11 protein-coding genes and 3 pseudogenes are annotated in these 16,696 nt (G+C 35.8%); 12 read left to right on the top strand and 2 right to left on the bottom strand.

Going from position 1 to position 16,696, the window contains the following annotated elements; all coding sequences use genetic code 11:
• The 10 genes and pseudogenes from CYO90_RS10395 to CYO90_RS00420 all read left to right on the top strand — a co-directional run.
• Positions 1-123, top strand: a pseudogene (locus tag CYO90_RS10395) (nickel pincer cofactor biosynthesis protein LarB); the annotation flags it as partial.
• A gap of 51 nt (positions 124-174) precedes the next feature.
• The gene (locus CYO90_RS10390; protein ID WP_258030605.1) at positions 175-384 is read left to right on the top strand and encodes a DUF2809 domain-containing protein; all 210 of its coding nucleotides are present in this window, start codon (positions 175-177) and stop codon (positions 382-384) included.
• A gap of 31 nt (positions 385-415) precedes the next feature.
• On the top strand, positions 416-568 hold the full coding sequence (locus tag CYO90_RS10385) for a DUF2809 domain-containing protein (protein ID WP_258030604.1): 153 nt from the start codon (positions 416-418) through the stop codon (positions 566-568).
• Between the two features lie 13 nt (positions 569-581).
• A pseudogene (ttdA, locus tag CYO90_RS00455) lies at positions 582-1,482 on the top strand (L(+)-tartrate dehydratase subunit alpha).
• A 449-nt stretch (positions 1,483-1,931) separates the two neighbouring features.
• A complete protein-coding gene (locus CYO90_RS10325) occupies positions 1,932-2,234 on the top strand; it encodes a hypothetical protein (RefSeq protein WP_198425265.1) in 303 nt (100 codons plus the stop codon).
• A 52-nt stretch (positions 2,235-2,286) separates the two neighbouring features.
• Positions 2,287-3,309, top strand: coding sequence for a FecCD family ABC transporter permease (locus CYO90_RS00440; protein ID WP_021086678.1), 1,023 nt, complete (start codon positions 2,287-2,289; stop codon positions 3,307-3,309).
• Positions 3,306-4,091: an ABC transporter ATP-binding protein gene (locus tag CYO90_RS00435; RefSeq protein ID WP_009295486.1), complete on the top strand. Its 786-nt coding sequence runs from the start codon at positions 3,306-3,308 to the stop codon at positions 4,089-4,091. Before CYO90_RS00440 ends, CYO90_RS00435 begins: the two co-directional genes overlap by 4 nt.
• 23 nt (positions 4,092-4,114) lie before the next feature.
• Positions 4,115-5,062, top strand: a complete 948-nt coding sequence (locus tag CYO90_RS00430) for an aldo/keto reductase (RefSeq protein WP_021086681.1) — start codon at positions 4,115-4,117, stop codon at positions 5,060-5,062.
• A gap of 17 nt (positions 5,063-5,079) precedes the next feature.
• Positions 5,080-6,189 (top strand): ABC transporter substrate-binding protein, encoded by a 1,110-nt coding sequence (locus CYO90_RS00425; protein WP_103578053.1) that lies wholly within the window; start codon positions 5,080-5,082, stop codon positions 6,187-6,189.
• Between the two features lie 119 nt (positions 6,190-6,308).
• Positions 6,309-6,821 (top strand): hypothetical protein, encoded by a 513-nt coding sequence (locus tag CYO90_RS00420; protein WP_034965947.1) that lies wholly within the window; start codon positions 6,309-6,311, stop codon positions 6,819-6,821.
• An 850-nt stretch (positions 6,822-7,671) separates the two neighbouring features.
• Here CYO90_RS00420 and CYO90_RS00410 read toward each other — a convergent pair.
• The gene (locus CYO90_RS00410) at positions 7,672-9,237 is read right to left on the bottom strand and encodes an integrase (protein ID WP_258030602.1); all 1,566 of its coding nucleotides are present in this window, start codon (positions 9,235-9,237) and stop codon (positions 7,672-7,674) included.
• Positions 9,238-9,333: 96 nt separating this feature from the next.
• Positions 9,334-9,423, bottom strand: a pseudogene (locus tag CYO90_RS10645) (DUF6538 domain-containing protein); the annotation flags it as partial.
• A gap of 575 nt (positions 9,424-9,998) precedes the next feature.
• Between CYO90_RS10645 and CYO90_RS00405 the strand changes: the two are divergent.
• Together CYO90_RS00405 and CYO90_RS10320 are read left to right on the top strand one after the other, a co-directional pair.
• Positions 9,999-11,405 carry a hypothetical protein gene (locus tag CYO90_RS00405; protein WP_103578052.1) on the top strand — a complete coding sequence of 469 codons (1,407 nt, stop codon included), beginning with the start codon at positions 9,999-10,001 and terminating at the stop codon, positions 11,403-11,405.
• Positions 11,406-11,861: 456 nt separating this feature from the next.
• On the top strand, positions 11,862-16,631 hold the full coding sequence (locus CYO90_RS10320) for a retention module-containing protein (RefSeq protein WP_219809090.1): 4,770 nt from the start codon (positions 11,862-11,864) through the stop codon (positions 16,629-16,631).
• Positions 16,632-16,696: the final 65 nt, after the last annotated feature.

The raw sequence follows: 16,696 nt of genomic DNA, 5'->3' as shown, positions 1-16,696 counted from the left end.
AATTTTGGAGGACTAGCGGCACTGCTAGCCATGCTAAATAGCTGTGCAAACGGCGTCAGCGTCGTAAATATCGACAACGGATACGGTGCTGCGTATAACGCTAGCCTGATAAATCATCTCTAAATTTATGCTTGCGTAGCGGCGGATAAATGAGCTAAATTTAAGGAAAAAACGTTGCAAGAGATAAATTTAGGCGATCAAATAAAAACGCAAAGACAAAGCGTACGAACAAGACTAGCCTTTTTAGTCGCGGCTGGCGTGATCTTGGCGGTCGAAATTTACATCGCAGTTTGCGTAAAGGGCGGCTTCGTGCGCCATTATCTGGGCGATGTTTTGGCGGTTATCTTGCTTTACGCGTTTGTGAGAGCTATATTTAGCGCTTAAAATTTTTGCCTTTGCGGCAGCTTTGGAACTTGTGCAGTATTTTGGCGTCGTGCAAATTCTAGGCGTAGAAAATAAAATTTTAAAAGTAATAATCGGCGGAACGTTTGATTTTACCGACCTGCTCTGCTACGCTGTGGGCTGCGTCCTGGCGAGCGCTTATGAAAAATTTGAAAGTAAAATTTAGCAAAGGAGAGGCGATGGATAAAGAAAAAGCCGTGCAAAAGATGACTGAGGTCATGGCGAAATTCGTCGGCTACACGGGCAAGGTGCTGCCAGACGACATGACGGCGAAGCTGCACGAGCTCGCTGAGCGTGAAACGCAACCACTGGCAAAAGAGATCTATGAAACGATGTTTGAAAACCAGCGCCTTGCAAAGCAGCTAGACCGCCCGTCCTGTCAGGATACGGGCGTGATCCAGTTTTTCGTCCGTTACGGCGCAAATTTTCCGCTAATTGGCGAGCTTGAGGAGCTGCTACGAGAGGCGGTGCTGCAAGCGACTCGTGAAGCCCCCACTTCGCCATAACAGTGTCGAGACGTTTTACGAGTACAACACCGGCAAAAACGTCGGCAAGGGCACGCCGAGCGTATTTTGGGAGATCGTGCCAAATAGCAGCGAGTGCGAGATACACACCTATATGGCGGGCGGTGGCTGTAGTCTGCTAGGTAAGGCAACCGTACTGATGCCCGGCATGGGCTACGAGGGAGTCGTGAAATTCGTCATGGACATAATGACCAGCTACGGCATAAACGCCTGTCCGCCGCTATTAGTGGGCGTTGGCGTGGGGACTTCGATCGACGTGGCATCCTTGCTATCTAAAAAGGCGCTGATGAGACCGCTTGGCTCTAAAAATTCAAACGAACGTGCCGCATTAATTGAAAAGTTGCTAGAAGATGGCATAAATAAAATAGGTCTGGGCCCACAAGGCATGAGTGGTGCAAGCTCCGTGATGGGCATACATATCGAAAACTGCGCCCGCCATCCAAGCGTCATAGCCGTTGCTGTAAACGTGGGCTGCTGGTCGCACCGCAAAGGGCATATCGTCTGGGACGCTGATCTAAATTTTGACGTAAAATCGCACAAGGAGTTTGCGCTATGAGTAAGAAAATTTTAACCACGCCTATAAGCGCCGAGGATCTTTCAAATATCAAAATCGGCGATGTGATCTATCTAACGGGGCACATCAGTTTGTAGATTTGGCTAGCACACAAAGAGAGCTAGCAGATGAATTAGGAGCTAAGTTTTTAGAATTTTGTAGTTCATACCTAAATTAAAAATGTGTTATTGCCAAAAGTGAATTTACTTACCAAGAATCTTTTTTGCCAGCAAGCCTAACTATCGAAGCCTACACTAAAAAACCGACTGCTAACACAACAATGGTAGATGCGTACATTGGTAATGTGCATTTTAGGTTAAATTATGATTATGTATATGAAGAGTATGATGATGATCATTTTAAAGATGAATATGCGTATCAATATCTTGACTTTCAAATATAACAAGTGCTATAATACAATCAAGTTACATTTAAAGAAATGAGGGTAAATCATGGCAAACGGAGATTATGAAGTAACTCATAATAGGATTCTTAATAGTGTAAAGAAAAAATATCATTCATACAAAGGTAAAGTAGGCAAGATTGCTGATAATATAATAGACAGAAATTTTAAAGCTGATAAGCCGTTACAAAAATGGAGTACTGATGTATCTCAATTTAACTTTTCATGGAGTAAATGCAACATTTCACCAATACTTGATATGTATACAAATGAAATAATCTCTTATGACTTATCCTTAAGTCCTAATTTAGAGCAAATATCTAAAAAAATTTTGTTAACTTCTTTATATTGAGGATAGGAGACTATATAAAAGATTTTTACTATTAATTAGAAAGAGTGGATAAATGGGGAAAGGTTTCTTTAAGAATAAAAAATTATGCATATTGGTTCTCTTTGTATTGCTATTGCTTTTAATACTAACTTGTATTTGTTTAGGAAGATATCAGGTTAGCCCCTATAAAGCATTTATGATTATATACAAAACAATAACCGGAGATGTTAGCGGCTTAGATGTACATGAAACTAGTGTAGTAATTGACATAAGACTACCTAGAATACTTATGGGAGTTTTAGTAGGTGCAGGGCTATCACTGGCAGGAGCAGCATATCAAACTGTTTTTTCAAACCCTTTAGTTAGCCCGGACTTACTAGGGGTGTCTTCAGGAGCAGGTTTTGGGGCGGCTTTATCTATATTATTATCCCTAGACATGATAGTGACTCAGCATGTTTCTTTGCTTCTGGGGCTTTTAGCAGTTTATATAGTTTTAAACCTATCCAGAGTAAAAAAACGAACAGATTTGTATGTGTTAGTTTTATCCGGAGTAATTGTAAAGTCACTATTTGATGCTTCAATATCATTTATTAAATATATAGCAGATCCGGAAGATAAGCTTCCAACTATCACTATGTGGTTGCTGGGAAGTTTAGCAAGTGTATCCTATAGAGATCTTGTTATTTGTTCAATAATAATAATACCTTGTATTTTCGGCTTCTTTCTATTAAGGTGGAAATTGAATCTTTTATCTCTAGATTCTGATGAGGCTAGGTCTTTAGGAATTAATGTAAAAAAATTACGTATTGTGGTTATCTTACTCTCAACATTGATAACTGCAACTACAGTTTCTGTATGTGGAATTATAGGATGGATAGGTTTAATAATTCCCCATTTGGCGAGAATGGTTATCGGAAATGATAATAGGTACCTTATTCCAACTTGTTGTGTTATGGGAGCAATTTATTTATTACTGATAGATACCCTTTCAAGAGCAGCTACAAGCAATGAAATTCCCATTTCAATATTAACAGCATTTATAGGTGCGCCATTATTCATAACTATACTTAGAAAGAATTCGGGAGAAAGAAGATGATACTCCAAGTTAAAAAAGGTACTTTTTCATATGACAAGAGAAAAATTTTAAAAGATATTTCATTTGATTTAAAAGAAGAAGAAGTAATGTCCATTCTTGGACCCAATGGGGTGGGTAAAACTACTTTCTTAAGGTGTCTTATGGGATTTTTAAAATGGGACACGGGAAAAGCCTTATTGTTCGGCAAAGATATAAATGAATATGCAGAAAAAGAATTATGGGAAAACTTAAGTTATGTTCCTCAAGTTAAGAAAAGTGTGTTTAGTTATGGGGTTTTAGAAATGGTTGTGATGGGTTTAGACAAGGAAAACAGTTTTTTCCATATCCCTACGAAGGAAGATTATGATAAAGCTTATGAAACTTTAAAAGAATTAGGAGTTGAAAAGCTATCAAATAGATACTGTGATGAGCTATCCGGAGGAGAGCTTCAAATGGTTATGATTGCGAGAGCTCTTGTTTCTAATCCAAAACTTCTTATTTTAGATGAACCGGAGTCAAACCTGGATATGAAGAATCAAATTAGAATCATAGAGGCAATTAAACATATAAATGTAAATAAAAAATCTGCTTGCATAATAAACACTCATTTTCCTAGTCATGCATTGCAGATATCTGACAAAACTTTGTTTATCGGTAGTGACTACAAAACAACCTTTGATGAAAGTTCGAAAGCCATTACTGAAGATAACTTACAAAAGTATTTTCAGATCAAAGCTAAAATTTTAATTTTTCAAGCAGAAGAAGTTGAATACAAAACAGTTGCACCTTATAAAGCCATATAGAACTGTTAGAAGGAGGTTAATGAATGGAATATAGAAAATTAGGATCTACAGGCATACAAATTTCAAGAATATCTATGGGAAGTCATCACTTAAAGAATCCCCAAGATATAGATAAACATGCAGAAAATTTCTTCTATGCATATAAACAAGGAATAAATTTCTTTGAAACCGGCGATACTTATGGAAACAATTGTTCAGAACTTATATTAGGTGCAGCCATAAAAGAAATGAAGAAGCATAAAAAACCATTTTATATTATGTCAAAGACACATGCCGGAGATTCTAAAACATTTCGAAAAAATCTTGAAAATTCTTTGAAGAATTTAGGAATAAGTTGTATTGACTCCTTTACTTGTCTTTGGGGTGTAAAATCTTTTGAAGAATGGAGAGGAGCTAAAAACTATGGAGCTATAAGAGAGATGGAAAAAGCAAGAGAAGAAGGACTTATTAAGCATATTACTTTTTCTTCACACTTACAAAATAAAGAACTAATTGAGATGATTGGGGAGTATAAATTTGATTATAGTTTACAGGGCTTTAATATAATTAATTCCAAATACAGATTAAAAGGAATAATGAAGACTCATGAAAAAGATATAGGGACAATAGCTATGAATCCGCTGGCAACAGGAGACTTGTTGCTTTATGAAGATATATTTAACGCTATTCGTATAAAAGAAGACCAAACTTTGGTTCAAGCGGCATATGCATATATTCTGTCCTTTCCTTTTATAGATTCTGTACTGGGAACCTTTAATTCAAAAGATGAAATTAATGAAGCTATTAAAACCCTATATCAAGAACCTTACTCTGCTAAAGAAAGGAGTGAACAAGAAGGAAAATTAAAAGAAAGAATTAATCAAGTTGATTTAGAAAGAAAGATAGAAGTTGGCAAAGCTCTTAGACAAAGACCTCATATATTAAGAGAAGAAGTTGCAGATTTGTTTGGAGTTTATCCACTAAGTGTATAATTTTCAAAGGAGGAAAAATGAAAAGAAGGATTAGTTTATTATTATTTTTAGTACTAGCATTAATTTTAAATGCTTGTGACGGCAGCTCTCAAAGTAATAAAAATGAAATCAGTGAAAACAAGGAAAAAGAAGCTAGTCAAGTGCGAGAAGTTAAAGAGGTAAAAGAAAGCGAATACTCGGTTACTGATGTTAGAGGAAAAACGATTAAATTTGAAAAAACACCGGAAAGAATTGCAACGGTGGACAAGCCTCTTCCGTCTATAATATATGCAATTGATGGAAAGACAGATAAAATTGTAGGATGCAACCCATCTTCTATTAAAGCTTTTGAAGAAAGTGTTTTAAAAAACATGTATCCACAACTAGCTAATGCGAATACTAAATGGTGTTCAAAAGACTCAGTTGTTAACGTGGAAGAGTTATTGAAGCTAAAACCGGATGTAGTGTTTATTTATTCGAATATTGAGAAAGAAATTGAAAAAATGGAAGCTGCAGGACTTAAGGTAGTAGCTTTAAAGAGGGCAGAATTTGACAGTATAAAAGAAAATATAAAAATGATATCTGAAGTACTTCAAAAGAAAGAACGTGGCGACTTATTAGTTGAATATATGGACAAAGGAATTAATGAAGTAACATCAAAGTTAGCTGAAATAAAAGATGAAGATAAACCAAAAGTTATAGAGTTTTATAGTGACATGAAAATAGCTGTAAAAACATACGACCATTGGATGAAACCAAGTGGAGCCTATAATCCGGCCCACGAGCTTAAGGGTAAATTGGCTGAAGTGGACATGGAGCAGATGATTGTATGGAACCCTGATATCATTTATTTAGGAAATCATTCAGACTTAATGCCGGAAGACTTTATTGAAAATAAGCAGGAAGGTAGAGACTGGTCAACAATTAAAGCTGTAGCTAACAAACAAGTATACAAAATTCCTATAGGTGTTTATAGGTGGGATCCTCCTGGGGTTGAAACTCCGCTTACAGTTAAATGGGCTGCAAAAATACAGTATCCACAATTGTTTTCAGATATGGACATGGAAGTAGAGTTAAAGAATTTCTTTGAATATGTATATGATTACAAATTATCAGATGATGAAGTTGCTACAATATTGAGGAAGTAGTTTTAACAAGAAAGGAAGAAACATGGATAAATAAAAGTATTAGAAATATGATTACAAATTATCAGATGATGAAGTTGCTACAATATTGAGGAAGTAGTTTTAACAAGAAAGGAAGAAACATGGATAAAATAAAAGTATTAGAAAAAGGACATGAATTAGAATATAGCTTTGATGATTTACTAAACTATCATGGTGTAGGTTATCCCGGGGGAGTAGCTCATGCATTTCAAGTCATGAGTAGAGCCTTTCCACTTTTAGATGATGGGAAATTATTAGAAAGAAGAGAGATATATCTTATTACAGCATTTCCGGGACCGGGAGGGCTAGATGCTTTTGAAATGGTAACAAGATGCGTAACAGGTGGTAGAATTTCCGTTGATATTAATTTAAAAGAAGCTGAAGAAGTCTTAGAAAGTCCCCATGGAAGATATTATTTTAAATTCAAGTATAGAGATAAAACAGTCGTTATAACCATAAAGCCAGGTTTTGTACTAAAAGAATTTATTGAATTATCAAGAAAAGAAGATAGAAGTGAAGAAGAAGAGACTACTTTGATTCAGATGAAAAAAGATATGGCAGCAAGACTATTGGCCGCTAAGCCCGAAGAAGTATATAACGCAAAAGTTCTATAAAAGAAAAAGAGAAGGGTTTTGATATGTGCCCTCTTTACTGGACAAACCAGTAAGGAGGGTATTTTTTTGAAAATAAAGATGCGTTTGAGTTATTAGTGTTTGGTTCTTATGGAAAAAATACAGTAATTTTTTAGGCTGTATAATAAATATGGGGTTTTAGGGACTATCCCTAACGAGGTATTTTTGTCTGACTTGTCGGACAAAAAGTATCCTCGCCCAGATGAAATACAAGATGGCTTTTTGATAGCAAATACCATATATAGAATATATATGCAAGCTGGTTCAGGTTATGCTTTTCGTTGTTTATTGATCCGTTTAAGATAAATAAAATAACATATAGCAAAATATTAAAAAGTCATAAAATTAAGCATAATTTCAGAATCTTAAATAACCTTAAATTATAAATCAACCTTTACTATTTATGTTAACAATCCCATCATTCTAAATAGTTTACTACGCTCACCCTTCCCCTCCTTGATAAAAATTTACCTCTTCAACTAGATCCTTTAGAATTTTAGGAGTTACTGGCTCCCCATAAGTATTCATAGTGATTTTGTATTGTTGTTCATGTCCTACAAGAGCAGCTATATGTTCAGCTCTTTGGCCACTTTGGATGAGCTTGTTTATTAAAGTGTGCCTAAATGAGTGAAATGTCCTTGTCTTATCACCATCTTTTATAACTTTAGTATTAATCTTTTTTCTAAAATATTCAGAGAAGTCTTTATTGTCGCAATTAAATAACCTAACTGCTTTGCCGCATTGCTTAGCTAGCTTCTTTTTACTCTCTATAAATTCAAACAGCCCAATACTACCTAACTTAGAGTGGATAGGAACTATCCTTACAGAGTTTCTAGTCTTTAAAGTCTTGCTTCTTGCCTGTTTTTACATCTACTTTTGTATTTAAACTAAAGCATACTATGTTATATTTTTCGACTATGTCATCTGTGTTTAACTGTATTATCTCATTTAGTCTCATGCCAGAATAAGCTGCTATATGGGTAACGAAAAATAGCTCATCTTTGCTAATTCTTTGACTTTTAGTATCACCACTTGATCTGATCTTGTTCACAATATCCAAAAGTGCATTTACGTCACTATCTTCGTAAGGATTTTTATTTGTAACGTCATCTTGGTTTAAATTTATTTGTAGATCTACTGCTGGGTTCTTATCTATATAGTCACTATCGTAGCAGTATTTAAAAAACTCACTAACTCTAACAATATACTTCTTGATAGTTGATTTAGAAATTTTTGGCCTATCTTTTGCCAAAGCTATGATCTCATCTAAGCTCTTATCTTTATAGAGACTATTTTGAGAGAGTTTGGTTGGTAGTTGCAATAAGACATTTCTAAAATTTAGCAACTCATCTCTTTTTATCTTTTTAATATCTAGCTCTTCGCCAAATTTCATAGACATTAGCCGCCCTACATGCCTAACAAGACCAAATGTGCTATCACTCCAGTTGTTTGAAATGCTTGTGTTTGATACATAGTTTTCAAAAGCATTCTTTAGCGTGACCAAGTCGGCTTTACTCTCATTTTTAGTAGGTGAGTCTAGCTGTGATTTAAAGCTTTTAGCTCTATTTGAGAAGAGCTTTTGGAAGAAATTTATAGCTTCATTAAAAGTCATGCCACTAGCATCACTTGTATCGTTCAAAGCAAGATCTTTAGTCTCAATGTCACTTAAAACTATGCCTTTATCTTCATATTCATCTGCATTATATAGCTTTACCTGACCACCAAAGGTAGGATCATTCAAATTACCATATCCAAATTTTAGATCTTCACTTAGCTCATTGTCTCCATCTGGCGATAACTCACAACCAAATATTCTTAAGATATCGTTTTGTGTGAGTGCACCCTTTTGTTTTGCTAGCTTATTTATGGCATCTCTTAGCTCACTAACAGAGTGCTTTAAGGACTTTTTAGTAAAAGGTAGCACCAAATCCTGCTTTTTTAAAGCCTCTATGTCATCTTGATAGCTATCTATGTTAGCCTCTTTAATGCCCTTTGCTATCTCGTCTTTGGTGCTATCATCTAAATTTGTGCTCTTATGCTTTTTACCAAGTGGCACAAATGCTTGTTGCTTATCATTTAATATCTTTTGGTTTTTACACATCTTATATGATATGTGATTTATGTTATCTATCGTTGCCTCAAGCACTCTTTTACCAAGAAGCTTTTTGGTTTGAGGATCAGTGCAAGATAGCTTTTTACATATCTCATCGATCTCTTTTGATATGACACTGGGTAAGCTATCTTCTTTTAAACTCTGTTTTAAAAACAAATTTAGTGATAGTAGTCCATCTAAATTTATATATCTGCCAAGCATATCATGCTCTTTGATACTTTTGGCCTCCTTGGCTTTTAAGAGCATAAGCACCAAGTGCTCTATAAGTTCGCTGCTCAAATTCATCTTCCATGCCTTTTTGATCGCGTTAAAAATTATAGAGTAGATCTTAGCACGATTTTTTGCTGTATCAAAGCGTTTTGTGAGGAAGGAGGTTATGTATTCGGTTTTATTACCAAAATAAGGCCTCAAATATAGTGGAATGGCTACTCTAAAGTAGTATATGCCATTTCGTTTGACTAGATATTGCATCTTTGTTACCTATGCAATATAACTTTGTAGCAAAATGTAGCAGATATCTAGTGTGAAACTAGCTGTGTGCCGTCTTTTTGGTGCTTACATAAGGTTTATTTTTAAACCCTCATAAGCCGGAGGTCGGGAGTTCAAGTCTCCCCCGTGACACCAAAACACCCTATTTTAGGCACTAGCAGTGATGCTTTTGTTCTTTCCCTTTCTTTAAAATTTCCTTTAAGAGTGGAACACTTAGTTACTAAAGTGGGACAGTCTCTTAAAAATTCCAATGATTATAAAGCCATCACCCTTTTAATACCATAAAAATAAATTTGTTTTAAATTCTTGCTTCTAGCTTTTTATCTCAAACTACCTTAAATACACACTTTTGGCATTTATCCTTTTACTATTTTTAATTTGTTTTTCTTAAATGACATATTTTTTCACAAAATTTTGCATTTCTAGCGCAGATTTTTTTCAAAATTGGTGTAATTACTATAAAGACATTTTAAAAAGGAAGAAAATGAAAAAAATTTCATTAATAGTAACTAGTACCGCTGGTACGAGAGAAAGTTCATATAGTGAGGTAATTTACCATGGCTAATGTATATACAATAAATGATCACAACCTAGTTATAAACGTAAGGTCGGATTTTTTAACATATGGTAGAGCCATAGGCAGGTTTGCACATGCGTGTCGTGAGAAAAATCAAACTGAGCATATAAAGTATCTTAACAAAACCCCAGTCACTATTAATCGCTACAAGCTCCTAAGTGAATTTAATGGCAATGGCAATATGAGAGATGCCAATAGCAAAGATGATGAACTACACAATATAGCTTTTGTAAAGAATTTACTTAAAGGCTTTCAGGATAGCTTTGAGAAAGACTATGGCAAGCAATCCTACACACAAAAACGACAAGGTAAAGATATAGTTATACGTAGAACTTGGCGCAAAGATATGGCTAGTTTTTGTGAAGTCATCATCACATTTGGTACAGATAGGAAGAAAGAGCCAAAAGAAGGGCTAAACGACGAAGAGTCAAAATTTATAAATGAAAACATACATATGGATAGAGTAATGAGATTTATAAACGCATACTGCGCGAAGTATGGCGCAAAGTGTCTGCTTGTGGCTGAGCATAATGACGAAAAGACCAAGCACTATCACATCATCTTTACAAACTACAACTTTGAGAAGCATGCAAATTTGAGATTTAGTGGCAGGTCAAAAACAGCAAAATTTGGTAAAGAGCTACAAGATATGGGAGCAGAGGCATTTGAAGGTCAGGTACTTCGTGGTAAGCCAAGTAAAAATAGACATAAGAATTTAACCAAAATGCACCAAATAGCAAGTGAATATAAGAGTGAGAAAGAGTTAAGGAGCAAGATTAGAGAGCAGATAATTAGTATAGCAAAAGAATATATAAAGCCAGAATACAAGTTTTTAAGAGAAGAGATCAACTATTTTAAAATGGAAGCTAGTAGCGAAAAAGCCTTTTTAGCAGAATTTACAAATTTAGTTTATGGACAAATGCAAGAGAATATAACCATCACATCAGACGAACAGCTAAAAGAAAAGGTAGAGCTTCTTACTGGGCAAGTAATGGAACAAAACAAGATCATAGAGGAGGTTAGAGAGAAAAGTGCAATAATCTTAAAAGAAAAAGAGCTAGATGATTTAAAAGAGACCCAAGCTGAGCAAGATAATGAGATAACGCATCTTAAAAATAGACTAAAAGCACATACCAATCAACAAATAAAGATAGATGAGCAAAGTGTATTGATAAAGAGCCAAGATAGAGAAAATCAATCTCTAACACGTAAAACCGAAAGTTTGCAAAGTAAAAATACTGAGCTAAGAGACCTTAATGACAAAAGCTTAGGTCTTTTGCTAGAAATAGCAAGCACAAATCCTGAGCTAAAAGATATTATAGTAAATGAGATGCCAGAGCTAAGTAGTAAATTTACAAAAGATGATGCTGGGATAGAGATGGGGTAGAGAAATTTTCTAGAGGCATCAAAAGTATAGCAGTAATATAAAATACCTAAGTTTTTGAGAGCCTTTATTTTTAGAAGTTTAGTTTATAATAGAATTTTCTACTTTTTTATTGCAAATTTAGCTGGAGAAAATTCTCAGATAAAATATTTAGCTAATTAAAGTAGATGCAAGACACCTTTTATCTCCATGGTTGGTATAAGATAGTGGCTATAAAAACAAAAATCCTAAAAGTCATTTAAAAGATAAAACACGATAAAAAGCTATCTAATGGTCGTATATGCTAGGAGTAGAGTAATGGTAAATAAATTTAGTTTGGGATATAAAATATCACAATGCCATTTATTTATATTATAAATATCTTTTATATCGTACTCCAGTACAATAGACATATACTTCTAAAATTTATATAATTCTTCCAATTTTAAATAAATCATACTCAAGATCAAGGAGAATGTTATGGCTAACGAAGCTGGAGTAGTTAAAAGTATAACTGGGGGAAGCGTAAGAGCTCTTAACAATGCAACTGGAGAAGTAAGAAATCTTAGCGTTGGAGACATCGTCTACCAAAACGAAAAGATAATCACAGATAGTGCTGACTCTAAAGTAACAATAACTCAAACTGATGGTAAAGAAATAACCCTAATAGGTAAAGATACTATAACTCTAGATCAAGATACTAACAATAATCAAACAGTAGCTGATATCTCAGCTCTACAAAAAGCAATCTTAAATGGAACAGATCTTAATGCTCTAGAAGAAACTGCTGCAGGTGGTCCACAAGCAGGTGGTAATGGTGGAGATGGTGTAAGCTTATCTTCTGCTAGCTTTGCAGAAGGAGGCCACATTAGTAACATATATGCTAATTATGGTAATCTACCAGATAATACTAATAACTATACAATAAATAGTGCACCAACAAGCACCGCTATAGGCGGGGTAGCTGAGAATGATAATTCTCAGCCTCAACCACAACCAGAGCCAGAACCGCAGCCAGAACCAGAGCCTCAACCACAACCAGAGCCAGAACCGCAGCCAGAGCCAGAACCGCAGCCAGAACCAGAGCCTCAACCACAACCAGAGCCAGAACCGCAGCCAGAGCCTCAACCACAACCTCAGCCAGAGCCAAAGCCTAGAACGGCCTTAAATATATCGGCCGCGCAAGACGTATCCGAAGGCGGAGTTATGACTTATGACCTATCTTTACCTACTGCATTAACGGCTAGACCTACTACGTTAAATTTAAATTTTAGTGGCGGAGTAGCTGGAAAAGATTATGATGCAAACTCTATAGAGTACTCTGTTGATGGCGGTTCTCATTGGACAACTGGTACTATTGTAAATCTTGCTGACGCAAATCAAATCAATAACGTCAAAGTAAGAGTAACTACTATAGATAACTATGGGCTTAAAAATGTCGATCTAGCTCATAATCCTACCGCGATGGGTGCTAATCAAAACCAAGGCGAACAAGACGGAAGCAGGTATTCTAATCTAAACGGAGTAGAATACGGCATATATAAAAGAAATTTAACTCTAAACGTAACTACCGATAACGATGAGATTATTAACTCTCAAGCTAATGGCAAAATTACCGATAACGACGATTACGTAAATATAAATGGAAACTCACAAACAGATCATGAAAAAATAGATACAAAAGAAGGAGATGACACCGTAAATATTACTGGAACCCTTAACGGTACAGATGTATCTACAGGAAATGGTGACGACATAGTTAAAATAAACAATACTATCGGAAAAAATGCTAGTTTCTTTACCGGAGATTTTGGCATACAAAGAGATAACGATATAGTTGAAATAAATAATAGCAACTTAACTAGAATTGACTACACTGGCGGAATAATCAATACTGGCTTCAGAGGCAACGACACTATAGCTATAAAATCCAGTATTATAAAAGGTGTTACCAGCCCATTTTATATATCGCCTAGTGATACTGGCATGAATGGCGTAACTGTAGATAAGTATTCCACCTTAGAAAACGTTCATATTGAAAATCAAGGCGGCGGAACGGTAGATTTGTCTGGAAACCTAAAAAACGTTCGAGTAAGCGTTACGAATACTGACCTATACAATAATGGAACAAACCATGAGTATAAATCCGTAGTCAATATACACAATAATATGACGGGTGACTCGATAGATGCTGATTACTCAAGTATAATGACAGGACATGGAACTGACCATATAAATATAGACAAAGGCGTAACAATAGATAGAGTTCAGTTCCAAATGAACGCTGGAGACGATACGCTAGATCTAAAAGAAGGCGTTACTTTTAAGGGAGGTAATATCTATTTGGGTTCAGTAGATCCTAGTGATACTTATCCTAGACTTCCAGGGATGCCAACTCCAAATTTCCCAGCATTTACAGACAACGATACGCTTAACGTAAAAGCTCGCGCTACTTTGGAAAATTCAAAAATTTCAACAGAGGATGGAACCGATACTATTAATATAGAAAAAGGTTCTACCGTAAATAACAATACCATAGGAATGGGTAAAGGCATAGACACTATAAATATCAATGGAAACGTATCAGTTATGACCGTAAAAATGGGAGAAGGCAAAGATATAGTAAATATCGGCGAAGGGGTTAAAGTAAAAGATTCTGAATTTTACGGCGACTCTGATTGGTATTACGGCTCAGATAATGGCTGGAAAAATCCTGAAGGTTCTAAAGATACGTTTAATATAAACAAGGATGCCGAGTTAGAGAATGTTACGATTTACGGCGATGCAAAATCAGACGAATACAACACTTATCTTAGCAATGCCCCTTACAATAGAATAAAGGAAATCGTTAGCGGAGACGACGATATCAATATCGGTGAAGGGGCAAAGCTAAAAAATGTAACTATTTATGGCGATTCTAATTTTGCCGATCCAGCAATGAATAGTTCTCAAAGAGATTACTCTAACATAGAGATAAAAGGTGGTAACGATAATATCAAGATCGATAAAGGCGCTAATTTAGATAACGTAAAAATTTACGGTGAAGTTGGACACGACACTTTAACTATAGAAAAAGGTGCAACAGTCAATTATTTAAATGCCTACATGGACGCAACTCTAAACGGAACAAGAATTCTTCCTAGCAACGATATCGATGATCATATTACTATACAAGGAACCGTAACGGGTTATTCTAATATATTTACCGGCGACGGCAACGATATAGTAAAGGTAAAACAAGGAGGACTCGTCGAGAATTCATATATCCAAACGCAAGGCGGAAAAGATCAAATTGATATCGAAAACGGAGGAAAATTAAAAGGATCCAGAATAACCGTTGGAGAAGGAGCAGACGTAACCGTTCAAGGAACTCTCGACACATCTTCCATTAAAGCACAAGACGCTACTGGAAGCCTAGATGTTAAGATATTAAACGGCGCCAATATAAACGTAGAGAGTAATCCGTACGGAGTATCGGGGATCATAGGCGGCAACAACAATGATACGGTAACGATGGAAGGCGGTACTATAGCAAAAGGCGATATAAAATTAGGCAAAGGCAACGATATCGTAAAAATAACTGGCGGCGAGATAAAAGATAATTCCGCAATTGAAGGCGGCGAGGGTAAAGATATTATAACAATAAGCGAAAATGCTAGAATGATCGGCGGCACACTCAATACCGGAGCCGGCCTAGGCGACAAGATACTCGTTAAAGACGGCGGAGGGCTACAAGATACCGAGATTAAGCTTGGAGCAAATGGACAAAACGGCGGTCAATCGACGGACAGAGCTTTATTTGAGGTAACCGGCAGTTCGGAATTAAAAGACGTACAAATAAACGCCGCCGAATCTTCCGGCGAACAACGTATAAATTTCTATAACGATACGGTCGCCGAAGTAAAAAGTCTTACGGGCAGCAACCAAAAGGACGTTATAGATATAAACGGCAAAGTTAAATTTAATAGCGAAATCCAAACGCGCGACGGTGATGACGAGCTTATTTTACAAAATGGGGCCGTTTTAGAGAATGGACTTAAAGCCAATATGGGTGGTGGTGTAGATACCGTTAATGTTAACGCTGGAGCGACAATAAGTAATATTGACGTAAATACGGGAGCAGATAATGATATCATAACGATTGAAGGAACACTAAAAAATTCTACCATTATAACTGTTGAGGGCGAAGATACAGTTAATATTAACGCTGGTGCGACAATAGATAAGATTGATATAAATACGGGAGCCGACAAAGATACCGTAAACATCAATGCTAATATTACCGCTGATGTTGGCAAGCAATCAAATATTACGACCGATGGTGGCAAAGATGAAGTAAATATCGCTAGCGGGGTAACACTAACTCGTACTATTATTAGCACGGGTGCTGGAGAAGAAACCATAAAGATTAATGATGGTAAAACAGGTGTTGCAGATCGTATAACATTTGAAGGATCTTCTTTGGATACTGGAGCTGATAAAGATATAGTAGAAATCACAAATACTATGTTCAAGAAGGATAGCAACAATAAACTGTCTAATCTATATACCGGTGATGGCGACGATGAAATTACTATAAATAATGGAACTATATTCCAAGACACGTCTTATATAGCTGCTGGAAATGGTGCAGATAAAATATATTTAAATAGTGGCTCTACATTTAATTACTCTAGGGTATACGGTGACTATGGGAATGCTAATGTTGGAGGAAATGATGAAATATATGTAAATGGAGCCGTATTTAATGCCAAAAATGGGCATGGTGGCATCCATGGTGGAGGCGGAGATGATAAAATTTTTGTTAACTCCGGAACGTTTAATGATGCTTACATAGAAGGTGATGCTGGTAATGATACAATTGTCATCAGAAAAGGCAATAACATGTCTAGTACAACAATCAATGGCGGAGCTGGCAAAGATACATTGGTAGTTAATGATGATAGTACTATTAATTTTAGTAAGGTTAGTGGCATTGAAAAGATTCAGCTAGGTGGTCATGCCGATGAAAATGGAAATATAATCAACGATAATGCTACACTTAGTCTAACAGCAGATAATGTTAAGGATATTTTACGCAATAGCGATGATAATATCCTAAAAATAGATGGAGATAACGGCGATAAACTTAATCTTACTGGTGGTGGCTGGAGTGGTGGTCTTCCAAGCTCTACTAATACAGACTATAATGTTTATAGAAATGGCACAACTACAATCGAAGTTAAAAACGATGTACAGGTTGATCTTTAAAATTTAGCCAAACCACACTTTAATCCCAAAGGAAATTCCTTTGGGATATTCTTTCTTGTCATTAA

It is taken from the genome of Campylobacter concisus (assembly GCF_002913745.1).
GTDB lineage: Bacteria > Campylobacterota > Campylobacteria > Campylobacterales > Campylobacteraceae > Campylobacter_A > Campylobacter_A concisus_R.
The sequence above is the reverse complement of the archived record's forward strand: the minus strand, read 5'-3'. Positions and strand labels throughout refer to the sequence as shown.

Excerpts from the sequence above, each read along its gene's own strand:
- CYO90_RS10325 (WP_198425265.1), top strand. The coding sequence starts at position 1,932 with ATGGCAAACGGAGATTATGAAGTAACTCATAATAGGATTCTTAATAGT.
- CYO90_RS00440 (WP_021086678.1), top strand. The coding sequence starts at position 2,287 with ATGGGGAAAGGTTTCTTTAAGAATAAAAAATTATGCATATTGGTTCTC.
- CYO90_RS00435 (WP_009295486.1), top strand. The coding sequence starts at position 3,306 with ATGATACTCCAAGTTAAAAAAGGTACTTTTTCATATGACAAGAGAAAA.
- CYO90_RS00430 (WP_021086681.1), top strand. The coding sequence starts at position 4,115 with ATGGAATATAGAAAATTAGGATCTACAGGCATACAAATTTCAAGAATA.
- CYO90_RS00425 (WP_103578053.1), top strand. The coding sequence starts at position 5,080 with ATGAAAAGAAGGATTAGTTTATTATTATTTTTAGTACTAGCATTAATT.
- CYO90_RS00420 (WP_034965947.1), top strand. The coding sequence starts at position 6,309 with ATGGATAAAATAAAAGTATTAGAAAAAGGACATGAATTAGAATATAGC.
- CYO90_RS00410 (WP_258030602.1), bottom strand. The coding sequence starts at position 9,237 with ATGAATTTGAGCAGCGAACTTATAGAGCACTTGGTGCTTATGCTCTTA.
- CYO90_RS00405 (WP_103578052.1), top strand. The coding sequence starts at position 9,999 with ATGGCTAATGTATATACAATAAATGATCACAACCTAGTTATAAACGTA.
- CYO90_RS10320 (WP_219809090.1), top strand. The coding sequence starts at position 11,862 with ATGGCTAACGAAGCTGGAGTAGTTAAAAGTATAACTGGGGGAAGCGTA.